Below are 17,435 nucleotides of genomic sequence, written 5' to 3'. Positions count from 1 at the left end.
AAATTTCTATTGTTCTAACCAGACTGAACTATCACATTGCTGTGAGTGGGATTCGAACCCACGACCGATAGGTGACAGTTTTTTGGAAAACCATCAAAACCTCCAAATCAAGTTGCATAGAAAAACATAATTCGCTTTCACGGAAAGTTCCCTACAATGGTGCTATACAGAAACACGCAACTGGACTTGTTTGATATTTTTAATCAAAGCCAAACTTTGATGCTTTTCATTTTCTAAAAGAACTTATTTATTTCTTGAGCAAATATTCAAATTATACTGCGCAATCATTTTGCGTAGTATAAAATTTTATAATTAAACTCTTTTTGAATAGTTGAAAAGAATACTGCCAGCGTAATACTGGCAGTTTCTATTTCACGAAGATTTACTTTAATTTGACCAACTCGCGCTAGCCGCTTGACAAAGACATTATGCTTCTAGAAAACATATTTCTAAAACTTGCGAAAAGATTTTCGTGTTTAGCTTTTTTGCCTGATTTTTTCTTTTTTTCAGGGCTGTTTTTTTCCAAACTTTCTTTCTTCGCTTTGTCCGCTTTTTTAGCTTTAACTACTTCGATGCTTTCGAACTGCTTCATTTCTTCACTTCTAAATTTCTTAAAAGGACGCGGTTGAAAATCAACCAAAATCGCAGCCATGTTTATAGCATCTATGTTTGTCAAATCTGTTTCTCCCTTAAAGAAGGTTTCAATAGGTCTGAATTTATCTTTCTTCTCTTTGAACTTATTCTTCTTCGTTGGCTCAAAATCCATAGAAAAGAAGTTTCTAAAAACATTCAAGTCATCTGGAGTCGGATTCTCTTCGAAAATCATCCAACAGAAATCACGTAGTTTTCCACGAGACGGTTTGTATAAGTAATCGAAGTGTTGTCCTTCTTTAGCTATTTCGTATTTCTTTTTAATCTCTTTTTTGTACTGTTTTAATGTGTTGTTGTGCATGGTTATATATTTTATTTGGTTATTGGAATCTCAGGAAAACTAGTATTTCAGGGAATCCAATAACTTCAAAGGTTTGCATGCACCTCTACAGTATCAGAGCAATTTCACGTAAGTGACATTACTTTTCCCAAAAATTCACCAGTATTCCATAGTTTCATAAGTTTCGACTCAATTTCCCCGGCAGGAGAAAAAGAACTTTCCCTAAATCGACCTATTTTTTGATCAAAATGATGATCTGTCTTAATGGCTATTTTTTGATTCATTATTTATTTTTTACTTTTTAAAAATCTTAGTCTCTTAGTCGCAAACGAGCATAAAAAAAGCACCCAATTAAAGGTGCTCATCAAAGTTATAAGATACATACGTATCCTACTGCTTATAATGATGCACTTGCATTGTAATACTTCCAAAGGCCGACCCAGGCAGTACTAATTCTCTTTTATATTCAAAACTTAAATCCATTTTATTACTTGTTATATTTTTTTAAATCATTCTTTTTTAAAATCATTGTTGTGATTTTGTTCAGCAAAGATAATATCGAAAAAATCAATTCTCCAAATTTATTTTTAACATAATTTTCTGATTACCAATTAATTAACCCCTAAATTTAAGCAAAGAAATTCCTGTCCGCTTATTCGTGCAGATTTCTATTTTATATTAATTAATTGTCATTCATCCAATTACTCTCCAAGACTAGTTTTCGCTATTTGGGTTAATTAATACATATTTTTTCATTCACTTTTTTTTTAAATTTTACAATTTATACGTTAATTCTTATAATTTACTTTTGTTATTTAGGCAATATCAAAATGCTTTTAAACAAAAAAAGCGTCCCAAATAAAAGGACGCTTTTTCTATATCTTCATTTCGAATTTGATATTGCTACTTGCTTTTCTCTTCGAAAAAATACATACTGCATCCATAATTTTGCGTCGAGGCAAATCCTGCCAGACGATCATTATATTCTGCTTTTATTAAACTAGTACGCATTTCTTTCGCTTTTATTTGAAGTACAAATGTAGTAATTTGTTTCTTAATTTAACATTTTATGTTAAAAAAGTTAAAAATAACACAATTTCAAAACTTCATTTTAAGCATAAGTTTTATCAATCTGACTCAAAATAGTTGGGTCTTGAATTTCATCATCTTTGGCAAATAATAAAACTTTAGACATCACCTCAGCCGATTTCGGATCATCATCTGCAAAAGGCAAGAATAATCGTCCTCGATGCTGTGAATGAATCGGAAGAACCGATAAATACCTGCCTGGAACTTGATGCACAATCGCGCTTCCTAAATGAACACTATACTCGGCCATATTCCCCTTAATAATCGCATGATTTCCTGTAATCTCCACATTTTTGATTTTAAACAATCTTAGCGTTTCTCTCAATAAAACAGCTCTCATTTCGATAGAAGAATGACTTGCTTCTGGATCGACACCTCCCACATGAGCCACACTTACAACCAAATCAATGTCACGCATTACTTCTGAGAAAATCCTCGGATTTACATCTTCAAAAGCAATGTTTTTATAATCTTTTAACGAATGGAATTCAATGGTTTCTAAAGTCGGACTTTCTACATCTGCTGGCGAAAACCAATCGGCCATCGCATACATTTTTACTTGATAGCCTTCTTTATGGAAAACTTTCTGCAATCCTTCTTCGTAATCTACCTTCCAACCTCTTGTTTTCAATAAAGCCAAAGTTTGCGTTGGCTGCACTTGATGCCCCGCATAACGTCTAGAAACTGATTTCTCTTTCAACTCATCTGGCGTTGGAACATACAGTTCTCTGAAAATCTGTTTAAACGGTTGCTGCACTTTATTGTCAAAACAATACGATTGAAAATCGGTCCAAACTCCATTTTTATGCAGATCGTAGCAATGTGCGATTCTAAAAGTCTGATTTTCGTTTAACGAAATCATTTCTCCTAAAGCCGAAATCAAGTTTCCGTCCACATAAAAACCAATCTGATTGTCATTAGAAATAAAAACCAGTTTTTCTAAATGTTTCGAAATAATCGGATGCTCAAAAAGATTCTGCATTTCTGAAAATAAAAATTCATCTCCGCGAATCATACTTTCTTCCAAACCTTTTCTCGAACGTGTCCATTGCTCACGCATGGTTTTTCTGTAAGCGGTTAATTCCAAAATGCCTTTGTCTTTTTTGTATTTTGCTGGAATTGCTTTTATTTCTTTATCTGATTTAAAAGTAACCAAATCGGCTTTTCCTTCTTTATTAATAACCAGACTTACCGTTACATCGTCTAATTTTACTTCTGTTTCTTTAGATAAAATATTCTGAATCTGTTTCGTTTCCATTGCCCAAGTCAAACGAACTGGATCTGGATAACCGGCATTTCTCGCCAAATTCTCTAAAGCCACACGAATTGCCAAAGCCTCACTAGCCTGCTTCATCGAACCGAATTCTTTACTTTCTTTTTTAAACTGCTGTAAATATTCGTAACGCGCCAAAATATCTTTTTCTGGACTTGTTTTGCTTAACGGAACCAAACCGTAAACTCTTAAATAATCCTGATCGCGTTTGTCTTTTACTTTTGCGGTTACTTCTCTAATTTTCAAATCGCCTGTAATCGTATCAGCATACAATCGCGCGCGTCTGTGACCGTTTCCGTCTGTTACATATTTGGCAGATTCGTATAAAAGTTCCCATTTTGCTTTTCCTAATTTTTTGTAAGCCGATGTAAACCAGTCTTTATCGACAGCACCATCTTTAAAATCCTGTAAATCTATAGACGAGAATTTTGCCATTTCGCTTTCTAGTTCTGAATTTACAGCGCTGTAAGCTGCCGTTTTGGTATGCGCGTGAAACCACCAGATTCCCTCGTCCAATCCGTTCCAGTCTAAATACGTACTAATTAACTTTTGCCATTGCGGCGCATAAATCGCAGTCTGAATCAATTTGGCTTCAGAGATTTTGGCTTTTTTTACTAAAGCATTAAAAACTTCCTGCGTATCGGTTTCGAGCGGATAACATCTTTTTAATAAGAAACTAAATAATTTCTGTTTTGTTAAATCGGTGTAACTCCACGAATAGATATAACCTTTGTACAAACTTGCTTTTCCGAGTGCTGTAATCAATTCGACCAAACGGTTTGCGCCAAAAATCTTCTGGAAATTCTGAACCAAATGTGTTACTGTAGTATTAGAATCTCCCCTTTTAACTTCGATATCCAAAAATGTTTCTCGGATTTTATCTACCATAGAAACTAGAAATGGAACTCTCTCCAATAAATATTCGCTTCCTTGATTTCTGTAATTTCTGTTTCCACCCGTTAAAAATGAAATTCTTTCTGGAACCAAAATACCTTCGTAAAATTCGCCTTCGGTAATTAACTTTTGCTCAAATGCAGCAATATATAATTGAACAAAAGGTTTGCAGTACGAAATATTTCTTTCCAGTCCATTCAACTGTCGCCATCTATACAGATTCCAAATCTTAATTTCTTGTTCTGTAGTTACATTTCCTAAGTCGATTCTGTTTAGATAGACATCAAAAAAGTGCTGATTTTGCCAGCCGTTTCCGCTGTTGTTGTTATAATAATATTCATTTTTACCAGGCAGGTATTCAAACTCTTTTACAGATTCTGGAAGATTTGCATACAAATTACTACAAGCGTCGATTAAGAAATCTACTTTTTCTCCAAAAGCATATTTTAATTGCAGCGCATTCAAAATATTCAGAATCGCATTGTCCCAATCATTACCTCTTTTGTTTGGATGAGGCAATAATTCCTTATAATAAAAAACATGTTCTTCGAGGAAATCACGCCAAATTTTACGATCACAATTGCTTACAAATGTCAGCAAAAACAAATCTCGTCCTATTAAACCCGAATTTTCAAACCATTCTGCCCAAACTTCATACAACGGATAATTGGTTGCCACTACTTCTGAATCCTTTTCGTCTTTCAGATTTTTTAATGGTCTAAAAGAATTCCCCAATAAAACAGTCGATTTGCTGTTATCGTAGTTTTCAATTTCGTATTCGTAATTTCTGTTTTCTTCAAACAATTGATAAAGCTTCGCAATTTCATCTTTAATATGCGACATCGATTTGGAAAAACCGTATGGATGTTCTTTTACTGCTTTTGCATATAACGAATCTGCTTCTGGTTTTGGAAGTTCGTAAGCAGAAACTGTATTGGGAGTATAAAAACCATAACCGTTTTCTTCACTCAATATATTTTTATTTTGTGAAGGTTCTAACTGCTCAATAAACTTGGTTTCTTTTTCGGTAATTTTTGGTCTTTTCAGATAATCCTGAACCCAGTCGTTTACTTTATCCGTCAGTTTATTGTTTTTCTGAAGTTGAAGCATAACATCCAACATCGACATACGCTGTTCTAAATCGCCTTTTTCTATCGTCTGATCCACAAAATTTACTACTTTTTGATCTTCTTGTTTGATCAAAATCGACGTTAGGTTTTTCTTTAAATTGGAATTTTTACGTTTAAATAATTCCTGAAAAATCGCCAATTCCTCTTCCGTCAAACTCAAATCTTTTAAAACATTAACCGCCGAAACCACAAGAGATTCTCCTCTGTCTTTTAAAATACGTAAGGCAAAATTTCTTTGGAATTCGGTTGGCTCTTTTTGGGTCTGATTGTTTTGATTGCTATAGTAAGAATAACTATAAAAACTTCCCAGCAAATTTCTGGTCAGTTTCTCTCTTAAATTGATGGAGAAACCTTCAAAATGCTGTAAAACCGCTTCTAATCTTTCGTTGTTATCGCCAACTAAATTAATAGCCGAAGCGTAAAGTGTATCACGTTCAAACTTTATATTCAGCCATGAAAATACTTTTCCTTCAAAAGTTTTTTCTTTTTCGGTAATGCTTTGCGCGAGATTGTAAACTTTATCAAAGAAGTTCGGATAATCAGTATTTTCGATATAGAATTTCGATTTTGTATTCGCTTCCAGCAAAGCATTCATTCTCGGAACGGCAAATGCCAAAACCTGTAGATTTTCGTCGTCTAAAGCTTTAAAATACAACGGCATTTCGATGTACGGATCGTTGGTTTCTCCTGCAAATTTCAGCGCCAACGATTTCTTTTCAGCCGAACCTTTTTCTAGTAATTCATGCAGATACGGAACCGTTTTTTCGACATCCAAAACACCCTGAACCCAAAGCGCCATATACACTTCGTTGTTATTTTTGCTTTTAACGCCAGTCGGAATCGTTTCTGGTTTTGAAAAATATCCCGAAGCCAACTCGATAATATTACGAACTGTAGTTTCTTTTTCAGAATCCCAGCCTAAACCTGTCCATGTGTCGATCGCTCTTACAACCGATGAAAAACGCGTCAGTTTATTATCGATAATTACTCGAATCATGTATTGCAAAGCGCCGATACTGGTTTCGTCCAGCGCTTCTAAAACCGTTTGGCGTAAACCTTCCTGACGCTGAGCTGCCAAAAGCAATTTTTCGACCAGTTCCCAGCTTTCTTGTTTTTCGCTGTTTAAAAGTGCTTTGATGATATTTCGCGACACTTTTCCGTGCGAATCTTTATTGAAAATAATATCTTCAAACAATTGAAAAAGACCTTCCTTACCCAAATCAATTGCCGACGACCAAACCATAAACTGATTGACCGGATTGGAAATCTCAGTATCATAACGAATCTGGTCTTCGATGCTTAAATCATAATAAAAAGTCGTGCTGTCTTGATAATTGTATTTGTGCGGTCCGTTGAGTAGCGAACGCAGAAAATTGATCTGATTAACGAGCAAATAATTTTTATGATTCGGCGCTCTAAAAGATCGTCTCGCATAACCGTGCTGATACATTTTTTGAGGCAATCTGTTCCAAGCCTCTTTTACGTACGCCGTGTTTTCTTCGCCAAAGAAATAAACCAGCAAATCGTAATAGTTTTTATCGTCCCACATATTTTCTTTGACCAAAGTGGCAAAGGTTTCTGCTTGTGTAGAACCCAGCGAAATATAATTGCTGTAATAATTGTCTTCCAACTTCAAAAGTGCCAAACCAAACTCGGCCACTTCTTTTTTGAGTTTTGTACCAGAAAATAATTTCGAAAGCAGATTGCTGTTTACAATTTCTTCCAGTTCTTTTTTAAATCTCTTAATCGGATTTTCGATTACTTTACTTTTTAAAAGATCTTCTATCGTCATTTTTTATATTTTAGATTGTTGATTTTAGATTTTAGATTATTTTGATGGCGCTCAATTTTTTGATTTGATATTGCAATTGGAATTTGATATTGATATTGATATTGATATTGCAATTGGAATTTGGAATTTAAAAATTGGAATTTAATCACCAATAGCTTCCCGCCAAAAAAGTCAGCCTGATAAACATGATGTTTTTATTTTGAGATAAATCAATTTCCTCTGAAAGCGTTTCCAGCTGATCGTCTCCGTAGAAAACGGCATATAGACCATCTTCAAACGCTACGATGGCGTTTTCCTGCGCTTTCGCTAAATCGACTTGGTTGTGATTGTAAATCGCGCCGAAACCAACTTTTCCGGTATCGGTAAGAATGGGAAGGTAATTTTCTTTGGGAAGATGGATTTTGTCTTCGTCTTCAAACTCAAACGAAGAAGAACGGAACAATTGTACCTGATGATCTACTATCGATTCGATGAGTTTTTGTGTAGTAATGACAGGATTTTCTATATCTAAAGCGATACTTTTTTCCTGAAGCAGCGGATGCTTTTTTCCTAATTGTTTAACTGAGATGCTTATATTCATCTTTACGGCTTTTATTTTGAAGCTGTAAAATAAGAATTTTACATCAATTTTCGCTTAAACGAATGTGTATTAAATGTTAAAAAATGGTACGAAATAAAAGTACAATTTGAAGACAAAAAAATACCCCGCAAATTGGTAGTTGCGGGGTTTGGGTTTTTATTGGTTGAGTTTTGCAACCGCTATAGTGTTGCACGCATTTACAATTTCTGAATTTGAAAACGGCGACAAAGTCTTGGCCAGATTTCTGCTTGTTCTGAGACAGCTTAACATTTTGAGCCTTAAATCGAGATTATTACCGCTTTCTGTTTCGAGTAGCAGCTCGAAGATTTCCTGCAGATACAAAGGCTGATTTTGAAATTCTCCCTCAAACCAAACGTCTGAAAGGAATCTTGCCACGGAAGGCATTACTTCTTGTTGTGTTTTTTGATTTTCTTTTTGCATAATAGAAAATTTTAGATACGCGAATACCCCGCTTTAGGTGTGCAAAACATTCAAAGGAATGATTTAGGACAGTTTCCTGTTCCTTCACCGTGACGAGGTATTCGTTTATGTTTACTTTAAAAAAGTTTAGGATTTCTCCTTTGATTGTTTTGCGATGTAAAGATATATTTTTTTTAAAGAAAAAACTTACTTTTATTTAATTTTCAAAATTATATAGAACAAAAATTAATTATGCATCAACCGTCTTTTGAGTGATAAAATTATAAATTTCAATTGTTAGATTTTTAATTTCTTTACTTTTAGATAAAATTTCCCAAGAAAAATTTTCATCCAAAACTTTTTCGCTTAAAAACCTTTTATTTACTATTGTTCCAAAAGCACCATCTTTTCGATTCTCATACAATGATTTATTGAGAATAAATGTTCCATCAATTTCACCAATTTCTTGTCTTAAAACATTTAAAAATTCACCAATATATTTTTGCTTATAATCAGTGTATTTATACGTTAATAATGCACTTCTAATCTTCAATTGAATATCAGATTTATTCTTATCGTTTACCAAATTTTCATTACAAAAATTAATTAAAACTCCTTTCCAAATATCATTTGTAAGTAAGTTTTCTATTTCTCGAAAATTCCAAATTATTTTAGGCAGAAAATTTTCACTTCGAGCATTTTCTAAATTCTGTAATCTAATTTTTTTTGATGACGATTTTTTACCATTAATTTCATTATCTGAATCTGCTAAAAGAAAAATCCGATTACTTAAAGCTAAAGCATTTATATCTTCAATAATTTTTTTTTCATTTTTGTCTTCAACTTCATTTTCAAAAATATAATGATCAATATTTGAGCCTGCATATTCAAAAAATGCAAAATCTATATCTTCTTTTATATTGACATACTTTTTTCTGTCATTTTTTAAAAGATATTCAGAATATGATTTTAAAAATGCTTTTATATAGTTACGATCAGAAATTCCTTCGACCCAAATACTACAATTTGCCATGAAAACCGAAGAATTATTTACGCCTAATTCTCTTAACAATGAATTATCTCCTGCATTTACATTTTTTATAGTAAATTGTTTATCATTTAATTCATTATTCTTTGGTGAAAATGAATAAATAGAAACATCATCTTTTTCAATTGTTAAATCTAAAAAATGATTCGAATGAGTAGTAATTATATAAGTTAGATTTTTATTCCTTAAATCTTCATTTTTAGTAATTTGTTCTAAAAATAATCTTTGCATTCCAGGATGAAGATTTAACTCGGGCTCATCGATAAACATGAACGAATTATCTTCTGCCATAAAAATTTTATACATTAAAACTATTAACGCCTGAATTCCGTCACCTAATTCATATAATGAGCGCGTTTCTTTTTCTCCTTCTATATGAACACTAATAATTTCTAAATTATTATTTCCCATAAGGCTTTCATCCTTATCGAATTCAGCAACAATGTCAATTTTTTTTCCATCAAAAAAATTAAAACGAATAAAGTCTTCAAATTGATCAAACTTATTTCTTATTTCTCTTCTAGAATTTCTTGTATTTAAAATTTCCTTATAAAGATGAATTCCCGTAAAAACTTCAATTTTTTTTTCTCTTAAATCGTAATAATAATCAAGAGTATCTAAATAAATATCTTCTTCTATTTTAGAATATTTATCTGTTTTAAAATTAAATAAAGAATGCGCTGTTCTCAAAGTAGGAATATAATAGCATTTCACTTTAAAAACTTTTAAAAATGAATCATCAATATCTTTAAAAAAACGTAAGTACAAATTTGATATACTTGAAAAATGAACATTCTGAAGCCTTATTTTATTGTCATCTATTATCATCAAAAAATCATCTAATAGATTTTCATCAAGTAAGCTTAATATATTTTCACGAAGTCTCTGTGCTTTTTCTCGTGCTACAGACCTTTCATCAACATCCATTGTGGAATTCGCTCTTTGTTCAAACGAAATAATTTTAGAATTAATTATTTCGTTTACGTCATTAACATTTTCATTGTAACGATTTATAATTCCTTTAAGAACATGTAAATCTGGAACAGCATGAAATTTTCTATAGCACATTAAATTTCGAATAAATCTACTTTTCCCACTATTATTAGCCCCTACAATAATATTTATGAAATTAAACTGAGGAAGAAAAACAATCGGTTCGTCTTCTTCATTTAGAAAATAATCATTGAATTTATCACTTTGAGGAAAAATTAAATCGTAACCTTTTTTCATAAATAATTGATTTCATTGAATACTTTCATTTTTCATAAAATTATTCTTAGATTTGTTTCAAATGTAATAAAAAACAAAAAGGCTTCAAACCAAGTACAAACCCCTGATTTAAAAGCCAACATTTTTTTGCCATAAAAGCATTAATTATTTAAAAATTATTCTTCCAGGAAATCTTCTAAAAATCCGATGAACTTTTCTCTGGATTGTGTTTAATTTTCTTATTCACAACATATTACTATTTCTTTTACACTCATTTGCGATAGTATATATTTCATTAAATTGAAATTAGCAGAAGCATAATCCAAAATCCAAGCATCTGAAGTTATCGCTATGTAATTACTTTCAGCTATTACTTTATCTGGATTGTTTACTAATTGCACTTCCCAATTCAAATTATGGTTTAAAGCAATTTCTTCAATCATTTGTTTTAATTTTCCGCTGTTTGAAACGGGTTTATCAAATAACCAAAGTGCTTTTTTAATTTTCTCTTTTCTAAAAAAATCAGCAATCATTTCAATCGCCTGAGAAGTTTGCTTAACCTTTTTATAGGTTCCGTAAACACTCGACAAATCACGAATAAAACCATCCTGACCTTGAAAGACATAGGCATTAGACAATATACTTTCGAGCAAAATGAGAACATTAAATCCATCAATACAAATCTCTTTCCCTTCCAGATTCTGACTCTCAATTTCTTTTGCTTTTCGGTCTTCAATCTGTTGTTGAGAAGCGCTCATTCCGCGAACGGCTTGTTGCTGACGTGCATTGAGCCTGTAACGGTTTCCAACCAAAACCAAAGTTGCTTTTTCGCCATAACCTCTGCTCAGAAAATAGTGCATATCGGTTACGGCCTCTTTTAGTTTGAACTGGATTTTTGCTGTTCCAAACAAAGCATCGTCGCTAGCTTCATTTCCTCTGTTTTTGAGATTTGTCATCGATACGATTTTCTATTTCAATTGAGTCATAAATATTTTAACTTATTGGATTGTTTTTTAACCACCATTTAGCCTTTTCTATAACTTTTTGCTCAATATTGCTAATGTTAACTCCTTTATACCAATAATCAGCATCATCTTTCATGTCGAGCCAAATTTCACTAAGAACACCAAAATCAAGTTCCTCGTCTGGATGTGTTTTTCGACCATCTCCATCACAGAATATTGCAGCATAGAATGAATTTATTTCCACATCTTCTCCTTTTATAACTCTATTAAAATGATATCGTGCATAACATGTTTCTGCTTCATCTCCCTCCTTTTCTTTTAAATCCAATTCTAAAAAAGTACGCTTTAAATAAGGCATAATTTCATCAGGATTAATAGGCTTATAAAAAGTAGCTAAGGTACAAACAGCTTCATTCTCACATCCTAAATTGATTAATTGTATTGCCCAATCTTCAATTGAATCAAAATCAACAAAGTCAATAAAATCAAATCGTTGCATAAATTTAATTGACAATATATAATCTGTGAGTATCTTGAAATCTTCATTTTCCTGTTCCATTGCTGTTTTTTCTGTAAATCTATACAAACTTTTAGAATTTTAAATCCCAAAAAACCTTTTAGAGTTCCTCGTCGTTTCCTCCGCAACCTTATCCAAAGCAATTTCTTTAAACTGTGCAATGGTTCCCGCAACGTAAGGCAGAAAAGCAGGTTCGCAACGGCGTTCGTGGTATTTCTTCAAAAGGCTGTTGGGTACATTTTTCGGAAGCATAAACGGCGCATCGGTTTCGATCATCATTTTGTCGAGCGGTACGTACTGAATGACCTCTTTTAAATGTGCGAAACGTTTGCTGTCTGAAATCGCTCCCGTAAAACCGAGATAAAATCCGTTATCGAGATAGGTTTTAGCTTCTTGCAAAGTTCCCGTAAAACAGTGCACAACGGCTTTGGGCAGTTTCGGCAGATAGTCTTTTGTGATATTCATAAACGAACTGAAAGCGGCTCTTTCGTGCAAAAACAATGGTTTCTGAACTTCAATCGCCAATTCGAGCTGGGCTCTGTAACATTCTTCCTGTTTGTTTCGAGGCGAAAAATCACGGTCAAAATCGAGTCCGCACTCGCCTACCGAAACCACATGTTTGAGTTCTAATAACTTCCGAAGCCTCGAAATACTCTGATTATCGAAACTCTTCGCATCATGCGGATGTATTCCTGCGGTCGCATATAAAACGCCTGGATATTGCCTCGCAATTTTAGCAGATTCTTCGCTGTTTCTAACACTTGTACCCGTGAGGATCATTTGGGTAACGTCGGCATCTACCGCGTCTTGTACGACATCGTCTATGTCGTTTTGGAATTGTTTGTTTGTCAAATTAATTCCGATATCTATATATGTCATTTTTTTTTAAGGTTCTAAGGTTCTGAGAGGCTAAGGTGCTAAGCTTTTTTTTCCTCTTGGAACGGTTATTTTTTATTTGCCATCCCGATAACTATCGGGACTAAGACACAAAGTTTTTATTTTTACTTTGTGTTGAATTAATCTCGCAAAGGCGCAGAGACGCAAAGTTTTTCTCATTTTTTGTCATCCTGACGAAGGAAGGATCTCCGCAAGAAACTCCGCAACGTATGTCAATCTTTGTCGAGCTACTCGTGGAGATCCTTCCTTCGTCAGGATGACATACAATACGATGTAATCTTACTTAAAATAAAACTCTGTGCTGAATTCATCTTGCAATCCCGATAGCTATCGTGAGAGCAGAGTCGCAAAGTTTTCTCCCGCAGATCGAGCAGATTATGCAGATTTTAAAAAATCATTTTAATCCTTTAATCTGTGGCAAAAAATTAGCGAAATTTGTGCAATTTGTGGCAAAAAAACTTTGCGCCTCTGCTCCCGATAGCTATCGGGATTGCGAGATTTTTTATTTTATTCATTTTGCGTGAAACATACTTTGCGTGAGACCCACTGCAGTGCGCCTCTACACTGAACACTAAAAAACTGACCACTGACCACTAATCTTCTTTACTTCCATCATCCGCCATTCTCACTAATTTTGGTGTAAACTTGGCGACAACGTCAACCAAATCTTGTTGTGCTTCCATGACCATGTTGATATCTTTATACGCCATTGGTGCTTCGTCCAGACCTGCACCGATTAGCGTAACGCCATGATCTCTCAGTATCGATTTCATTTCGGTTTGAGTAATGTTTTTGATGGCTTGAGTTCTGCTCATTTGTCTTCCTGCTCCATGCGAAGCGGAGTTTATAGCGTTCTCCTCGCCTTTTCCTCTCACCAAAAATCCCGGTGCTGTCATACTTCCTGGAATGATTCCCATAACGCCTTTTCCCGCTGGGGTTGCTCCTTTTCTATGAACGATCACTTCTTCGCCGTTCCAGATTTCTTTCCAGGCGAAATTATGGTGGTTTTCGACTTTCGCTAAAATCGTCGCGCCCAACGCACGTTCCATTTTGTTATGGGTAATCTCGTGACAAGCCGAAGCGTAATCGCCCGCCAGATTCATCGCCATCCAATATTCCTGACCTAATTGTGAGTTCATATCCAAATAAGCCAAATTTCTCGCCACTTCTGGAAGTTTACATTCATCTTTGGCGATTTTAGTGTAATGTCCGGCAATCGTTGCGCCCATTCCGCGAGAACCAGAATGCGTTAACAAAGCGACATATTTTCCTTTTGGGATATTCAGAACCGTATCGTCTTGAGCAAATTCCATGATTCCGAATTCAACGAAATGGTTTCCACCACCCGAAGATCCTAATTGCGACCAGGCTTTATCTTTCAAGTTCTTCACAAACGGATTCATATTGAAAGTCTCGTTCTCCAAAACCGCATGATCTGATTTGTACTGACCGTGAAATCCGTGACCCGCTCCAAAAATAGAATTCGCAATTAATTCTTTTTTGAATTTAGCTTCGTTTTCAAAGTAAAAATCTTCTGGAATATCGTAAACCGACAAAGCCATTCTACACCCAATATCAACCCCAACACCATACGGAATAATGGCATTTTTAGTGGCTAAAACTCCGCCAATCGGTAATCCGTAACCTTGGTGCGCATCGGGCATTAAAGCGCCTGCAACCGTAACAGGAAGTTTCATCGCGACTTCCATTTGTTTTCTGGCACCGTCTTCGATATGATCCAATCCGTAAGCAGAATACGCATTCGGATTTTGGTTTAAAGCAATAAAATCTTCTGGTTTTTCATTCGATTTTTCGATTAAAGCCACAGCCAGTTTGCTGAACACTTTATCGTCTATATAATTTTCCGGAGCTTCTAAAACGTTTTTATATTTTTCGATCATTTCTTCTCGAGTAAATCCGTTTCTTTTGCTGTTCATTTTTAAGGCAATCCCAATTATTTTTCCTTCAGGGAATCCTAATTCTAATATATCTGTACCGTTTATTTGTGTTTTCATTGTTTCTTTTTTAGTGACAAAGGGTCAAAATTTCATAGTGCCAAAGGTCTTTTACTGCTGCGCAGTTATTTTGCGCAGTTATTAGTTTCACGCAGATTTTGCTGATTTGAGCAGATCTAAAAGGATTTTTTTTAATAAATCTTTTGATATTTTTTTCGATTCCACAGATTTATCAAATAATCTGCGAAATCTGCTTAAATCAGCAAAATCTGCGTGAAATATTTTACTGCACATTAAAGAGACGCACAGCTGTCCGCCTCTACAAAACCTTTGGCACTTTGCTCCTTTGAACCTCTGTCACTTTTTCTAATCAATTAATAACTGTGTAACAAGAGCAGCATTCATAGCCCACTGCGCGTTGTACACCTCATCAGCATTTTCGTCATCGGTAATCGTTAAACCTTGGGCTTCCGCTTTTAGTTCTAATAAATTACCAATATTCAATTTACTGCTCAATTTTGCCAATAAAGCCTGAACTCCTTTGAAATCCAAACCTCCTACGACCTGACCTCCGAAAGTCATCTCTAACCAAACGATTTCTCTTTTGGCTACATCCAACACTCCAAAAACCAAACCTTTGGCAACATTCTGCGTCACACGAACCTGATGATCTACACACGACGGATCGTACGCAACACCTGTTTTCTCCGAAATTTTCATCGGATATTTGCTGTTCATCCAACCTACGACCAAATTTGGCGTGATACTTCCGTTGCTGTACGCATTACAAGTAAAAGTTACAAATTTTGCTTTAGCTTTCGCTAATTCGTCGATGTTGATATTGATGTATTCAGCCGTTCCAATTTTATTCGGAATACTTCTGATATCACCACTATGCTGACAACCCGTAGTCGTCAATCGGCTGAAAGAACACATATCTGAACGGTCTTCGTATGCGATATGACAGCTCAAGTCCATATCTAAATGTTGCGCTGGCAAATCTTTACCCCATTGCATAAACAATCGCACTTCGTTTCCTTCAACTGGAAAACGTGTTCCCATTAAAGCAACTGGCAAATCCTGAACAGTCTCACTTCTATCACCAATCGAAACTGGCATATTGTACAATTGCGGATCGATATAAATCGTTTTATTTGAATTTGAAACCGATGCAAATCGTTTTTTCATAGCCAAAATAGTCAATTCTTCGATTTGATTTTTCATTGTTTCCAACTGAGCATCATCGTACAACTTCAACAATTGGTTTGATCCAACACGTTTGTTTGTTCCGCCCAAAGGTTTCACACTTCTCTGCATGTTTACATCAAAGTAGTTTTGTGCATACATATTTAAAGTAAACACCAATCTCGCTGGAACTTTATCGATCACTTGTTCGAAATGAGCAATTGTTTCATCGGCTCCAAACCAAAGCATATTCGAGAATAACGAACGGGCAAATAATCCTGGACGCTGTTTCAATAAAGCAAATGTTTTATCGGCATCAAATTTTAATCGTGACGAATTCACTTTGCTTTGCCAAACATCATACACTTGGTTGTAGAATACATCCATTAAAAAATTCAATTTCTCAAATCCTTTTCTTTTGCTGTATTCTGCCAAACGCAACGCACGGATAAAACGAACCCACATTCCGCGTTTCGGATGCATGATTTCGCACATTGTTTCCACATCCATTTGCATGTTGTTTAACCAATTTGCCACCATCAAACATTCTTTTCGAGAATATTTAAGTTTTAAATCTTTTTGAGATGCAATTTTTGCCTGCGCACTTGTATCTAATGCATAATGAAAATGCTGATTGTTTTTAGACGCTCTTTTGATAATTGTTTTTGGCTCAATAATCTGCAATAAACCTGTGTTTTTATACCACAAATAACGCAAGATATCTGTTGGTGTTTTCAAAAATTGAGAAGCCAGATCTTCATTATCGTTTTCAATCAAAAGATCGATTACCAACATTAAAGTTTCTTTCATAGCAACGTCTGTTTTCGGCAAAGCCAAATATTGCATCGCAATTTTTAAACTATCAATCTGAGTTGCGTCTAAAGCGGTTTTGGATTGTAATAATGAAATATAGAAATCATTTAAATCTTTATCATTCCATAATTCCAACACTTTTAATTTACTTCCTTGACCGATATTCTCCAATTTACCAAATTCAAACGGAGTTCCGCAGAACGGACAGCCGTTGTATCTTTCTAATGGAAAAGTATTATCTGGAATTATATGTCCACATTGTAAAGTTGTTCCGTTTTTAGTTTGGAAAATATTTGAAAAATACGTGATGATATGATCTACAACAGATTCTCCTGTTGGCACATTCCATTCTTTTACCAATGGCGTCCAGTTTTTATCCGTTCCTAAGACTTCTTTCAGAACTTCTAAAACTTCAATTTTATATTTTGGATTTACATTGTTTAGCGCCTGCAATAACGATTCTGAAAACGTATATCCCAATTTTGAAACATTGGCCACTAAAACCGATGTTGTTCCTGATAAATTTTTAGCCTCATTCGAAATCATTTCTGACGGAATGAAAATTGCATTTTGACGTAAACTGATTTTTAATAGTTCTTTTGTTTTCATTTTTTAATTTTTAAAATTTAGATAATGGTGTTTCTGAGTTCTACCTAAAAGAGTTTTGAAGTAAGAAACACTTGACCTGAAATTGGAGTGTAATTGACCAACTAATAATATCTGGTGGGTTTCCCCGA

10 protein-coding genes are annotated in these 17,435 nt (G+C 34.4%); all 10 read right to left on the bottom strand.

Annotation, left to right across the window (positions count from 1 at the left end; translation table 11 throughout):
- Positions 1–406: 406 nt before the first annotated feature.
- Positions 407–952 (bottom strand): hypothetical protein, encoded by a 546-nt coding sequence (locus tag ACWA1F_RS19840; RefSeq protein WP_306160218.1) that lies wholly within the window; start codon positions 950–952, stop codon positions 407–409.
- Between the two features lie 1,090 nt (positions 953–2,042).
- Positions 2,043–7,109: a DUF4132 domain-containing protein gene (locus ACWA1F_RS19835; RefSeq protein WP_456896233.1), complete on the bottom strand. Its 5,067-nt coding sequence runs from the start codon at positions 7,107–7,109 to the stop codon at positions 2,043–2,045.
- 145 nt (positions 7,110–7,254) lie between these two features.
- Entirely contained in the window at positions 7,255–7,689 is a 435-nt protein-coding gene (locus ACWA1F_RS19830) for a hypothetical protein (RefSeq protein ID WP_456896231.1), read from the bottom strand.
- 156 nt (positions 7,690–7,845) lie between these two features.
- On the bottom strand, positions 7,846–8,130 hold the full coding sequence (locus tag ACWA1F_RS19825; RefSeq protein WP_456896229.1) for a hypothetical protein: 285 nt from the start codon (positions 8,128–8,130) through the stop codon (positions 7,846–7,848).
- Between the two features lie 229 nt (positions 8,131–8,359).
- Positions 8,360–10,387 (bottom strand): AAA family ATPase, encoded by a 2,028-nt coding sequence (locus ACWA1F_RS19820; protein WP_456896227.1) that lies wholly within the window; start codon positions 10,385–10,387, stop codon positions 8,360–8,362.
- Positions 10,388–10,605: 218 nt separating this feature from the next.
- Complete coding sequence (locus ACWA1F_RS19815; RefSeq protein ID WP_456896225.1) at positions 10,606–11,322, bottom strand: DUF434 domain-containing protein; 717 nt, start codon at positions 11,320–11,322, stop codon at positions 10,606–10,608.
- Between the two features lie 37 nt (positions 11,323–11,359).
- Positions 11,360–11,917, bottom strand: coding sequence for a hypothetical protein (locus ACWA1F_RS19810; protein ID WP_456896223.1), 558 nt, complete (start codon positions 11,915–11,917; stop codon positions 11,360–11,362).
- 12 nt (positions 11,918–11,929) lie between these two features.
- On the bottom strand, positions 11,930–12,727 hold the full coding sequence (locus ACWA1F_RS19805) for a TatD family hydrolase (RefSeq protein ID WP_456896221.1): 798 nt from the start codon (positions 12,725–12,727) through the stop codon (positions 11,930–11,932).
- Between the two features lie 611 nt (positions 12,728–13,338).
- Positions 13,339–14,760, bottom strand: coding sequence for an RtcB family protein (locus ACWA1F_RS19800; protein ID WP_456896219.1), 1,422 nt, complete (start codon positions 14,758–14,760; stop codon positions 13,339–13,341).
- A gap of 306 nt (positions 14,761–15,066) precedes the next feature.
- Complete coding sequence (locus ACWA1F_RS19795) at positions 15,067–17,307, bottom strand: hypothetical protein (protein ID WP_456896217.1); 2,241 nt, start codon at positions 17,305–17,307, stop codon at positions 15,067–15,069.
- Between the last annotated feature and the right edge of the window lie 128 nt (positions 17,308–17,435).

The organism is Flavobacterium erigeronis, from assembly GCF_054075165.1.
This window is presented reverse-complemented; position numbering and strand designations above follow the sequence as displayed.